The following is a 3493-nucleotide window of genomic DNA, read 5'->3' as shown; positions in this document are numbered from 1 at the left end:
CTATGCTCTATGTTCTTTGCTCTTTAATTAGTAACCGTTGGCACAGGCCCACTTGGCGGGCCAAGCACACTTGAAGCCACCCAACCACGGCCAGTTCCATCGGGCAACTGTATTTCATACCAATCGCCAGATTGACCAAGCACTTGCACACTATCGCCAGCTTTCAACTGGGCGATTGGGTCGTTATTGGTGTTTGGTGCTGGCCGAACATTAGCGGTTGGTGCAACCACTGTGGCAGTTGCCGGAGCCAAGGTTGGGGTCGCCGCCGGATCAACCGTGGGCGTTTCCTCAACCAAATCCTCTTCAGGATCATCTTCGCTACTGAGATCTTCGCTGACTGGGGTTGCGGTTGGCAAAATTGGCGTAACGGCAGTGCCCCAAACTACATGATTCGACTCGTTGATTGCGCCGCGGACTGTTGTAATCCGATCATTTGCCCAAAACAAGGCAAAGAAGGCTACCGCAACCAACAAGGCAATCCGAATGGGATCGGAAAGTCGCAGGATTGTGCTGGTACGTTGCATTTCGCGCAACGTTGCAGCAGCACTAGCAGCTACAGGCTCGCCCCAACTGGTGCGGCTACGATCATCGCGGGCAGTGCGGCGTAAGGCCAACAAGGCGCGACCATCACCAACTTTGCCCAAAGCTCGCACGGCAGCCCAGCGCACATTGCTGTTGGGATGATTTAAGGCTTGGCTCAAGGGACGACTGGCGCGGCCATCGCCAATTTGGCCGAGAGCTTCGGCAGCGCGATAGGCTCGTAACCATGGGTAACGTGGATCAAGCGCATCGATCAGCAAGGGCACAGCCTGCGCACCCAAACGAATCAGATCATCCTCGGCCCGTTCATGATTGGGATCGTTGACGTTATCTAAAGCTACGACCAACTGACGTAATTGCGCATCGGCAACTTGTGGTGGGGCTGCTTCGGGCCGCGCCTGCGATGGTTGGGGTTGGCGTGGCTGGGTTGGTGGTAATTGATCAGTCATATCATCTAATCTCGAATAAGCATATTAATAAGGATGTGATTGCAATTGCTCAAGGCACTCGCAACCTTGGCATTGTACCAGAGAAAACAACATCAAATATCTACAGCAGGTTCGTGACCAGCAAATCTCGGCTGATCAGCTAAGGTTGGCAATTGAATCAAATGGGCTATCTAAAGCGAATATGGTACAATTGATCTACATGCAGCTCGTTGTGGTGTTCGCAAACGGCTGTTTTTTTTAGGGCAAACACGAGAGTCTATGCTGCTAGAATTATTTATTGCCGATTTCGCAATTATTGACCAAGTACGCCTGCACTTTACCCCTGCCTTTAATGTGCTGACGGGTGAAACCGGAGCCGGTAAGTCAATTATGATTGATGCACTCGGCATGTTACGGGGCGAGCGGAGCGATCCCAGCTTTGTGCGAGCGGGAAGCAATCAAGCCCGGGTTGAAGGTATCTTCACCTTGGCTGATCGCCCTGATATTCTGCCTATTTTAGCCGAATATGGCCTTGATGGTGCTGATGATGATCAGATTATTCTGACCCGTGAAATTCATGGAGCCAGCGGGCGTAGCGTTGCTCGAATTAATGGCCGCGCCGTGAGTAGTGCTGTGCTCCGTGATATTGGCGGGCGCTTGGTCGATATCCACGGCCAAAACGATAGCCAAACCTTGTTCAATGTACGCACCCACGCCGAAATGCTCGATCGCTATGCTGGAGTTGTCGCTGATCGCGAACAACTGAGTCAGCAGGTGATCGCGATTGAAGCCGTGCGCAGCCAAATTAGCACCTTGCGCAATGCCGAAGCGCGTCGCCTCGAACGGATCGAAGAATTGACCTTTTTGGTTGAGGAATTGACCAACGCCAAGTTGATCGCTGGCGAAGAGGCTACGTTAACCAACGAACGCGGTTTATTACAAAATAGTGCTAAAATCACGGGCACGGTTGATACGATCTATCGTTTGTTGCGCACTGGCACGCCAGCCAGCGAACGGCGTTCAGCCACCCGTTCAATTGTCGATAGCCTTGATGATGTGGCTAATTTGTTGAGCGAATTGTTGCGGCTAGACCCAAGTTTGGCTGGATTGAACGAGCAAACCCTTGAAGTGCGCTATCGACTTGACGATGTGATCGAAGGCGTGCGGGTCTATCGCGATCGGCTGGAGTTTGAGCCAGGCCGTCTCGAAGTGATCGAAGATCGTTTAGCTGAGTTGCGCGATTTAGCCAAAAAATACCGTGCTGCCGATGCTGCCGAATTGCTCGAACGCTTGACCAGTGCCAGCGATGAACTGGAAACCTTGCACTACAGCGCTGAACATATTGCCGAATTGGTGCAACAAGAACAGCAATTGTTGGCAAGCATTGGGCTAGCTGCCGCTGAACTGAGCCGCCGTCGTCGCCAAGCAGGCGATGAATTGGCTGGGCGGATTGCCGCTGCCATGAGCGATTTAGCCATGCCGCATGTTAAATTTCATGTGCAAGTATCGCAGCGCAGCGACCCACAAGGCGTATTGATCGATGATCACTATCTCGCCTTTGATCGCACGGGAGTTGATCAGATTGAGTTTTTACTCAGCCCCAACCCTGGCGAGCCACTCAAACCGCTGGCCAAAATTGCCTCTGGTGGTGAATCGGCACGCTTGCTCTTGGCGATGAAATCAATTCTTTCAGCAGTTGATAGTGTGCCAACCTTGGTTTTTGATGAAGTTGATGTGGGAGTTGGGGGACGGGCTGGCCATGTGGTCGGCGAAAAATTATGGGGCATTAGCGATGCCCATCAAGTGTTGTGTATTACCCACTTGCCTCAAGTTGCCGCTTTTGGTGATTGCCATTTTGCGATTGCCAAGCAAGTTATTAACCAACGCACCCAAACCTTTGTGCAACCACTCAGCGAACAAGAACGCATCGAAGAACTAGCGGCGATGCTTGATGGAACACCAGTGAGCGAAGCGAGCCGTCGCTCGGCCAGCGCCATGCTCGAACGGGCTGCCAACTACAAACTGGCAACCAGCAACCCATAACTTGAAATTCAGATACCCATGCCTTTGAAGGAGTCTGCCTTGGATTCACGCGAGACAACGATCAGCCTATGGTCGCGGCGGGTGATGGAAGCCTGCTGGCTATTGGCTTTAGCAATGATCCCGGTCTATTTTAGTTTGCTCAGTGACCGCCACTTTGAGCCAGATAAAGCGGTAGCCTTGCGCTCAATCGTGATGATCCTTGGCGGTGCGTGGATTATCAATTGGCTCGAACGTGGCCAAGTTTTTCGTTCATGGCCGCGTTGGCGCGATTGGTGGCGCTCGCCGTTGGTTGCTCCGGCTATCGTTTATGTTGGGGTCTTTTTCTTTACCACGCTCACCTCGGTGTTGGTGTTTACCAGCTTTTTTGGCGGCTATAATCGGCTTCAAGGCTTTTACACCAATTTCTCGTATGTCGTGGTGTTTGGGGCGATGCTGGCGCATGTGCGTCGCCGCGAGCAACTTGAGCGGATTATTACGGTGAT

General features: G+C 52.3%; 2 protein-coding genes and 1 pseudogene. 2 read left to right on the top strand and 1 reads right to left on the bottom strand.

The genetic code is table 11. The features are described 5' to 3' along the window. Window positions 1-23: 23 nt before the first annotated feature. Window positions 24-989 carry an SH3 domain-containing protein gene (locus DEF47_RS11760; RefSeq protein ID WP_012190852.1) on the bottom strand — a complete coding sequence of 322 codons (966 nt, stop codon included), beginning with the start codon at window positions 987-989 and terminating at the stop codon, window positions 24-26. 258 nt (window positions 990-1247) lie between these two features. On the opposite strand from DEF47_RS11760, the gene recN reads away from it, so the two are divergent. Both recN and DEF47_RS11750 read left to right on the top strand, forming a co-directional pair. Then, on the top strand, window positions 1248-3011 hold the full coding sequence (recN, locus tag DEF47_RS11755; RefSeq protein ID WP_012190853.1) for a DNA repair protein RecN: 1764 nt from the start codon (window positions 1248-1250) through the stop codon (window positions 3009-3011). A 39-nt stretch (window positions 3012-3050) separates the two neighbouring features. Continuing rightward, window positions 3051-3493: pseudogene (locus DEF47_RS11750) on the top strand (hypothetical protein); the annotation flags it as partial.

Source organism: Herpetosiphon sp., assembly GCF_003512625.1.
In the GTDB taxonomy this organism is placed as follows: Bacteria; Chloroflexota; Chloroflexia; order Chloroflexales; family Herpetosiphonaceae; genus Herpetosiphon; species Herpetosiphon aurantiacus.
The sequence above is the reverse complement of the archived record's forward strand: the minus strand, read 5'-3'. Positions and strand labels throughout refer to the sequence as shown.

What these genes read in the sequence shown, in the direction of transcription:
- DEF47_RS11760 (WP_012190852.1), bottom strand. Translation starts at nt 989, where the DNA reads ATGACTGATCAATTACCACCAACCCAGCCACGCCAACCCCAACCATCG.
- recN (WP_012190853.1), top strand. Translation starts at nt 1,248, where the DNA reads ATGCTGCTAGAATTATTTATTGCCGATTTCGCAATTATTGACCAAGTA.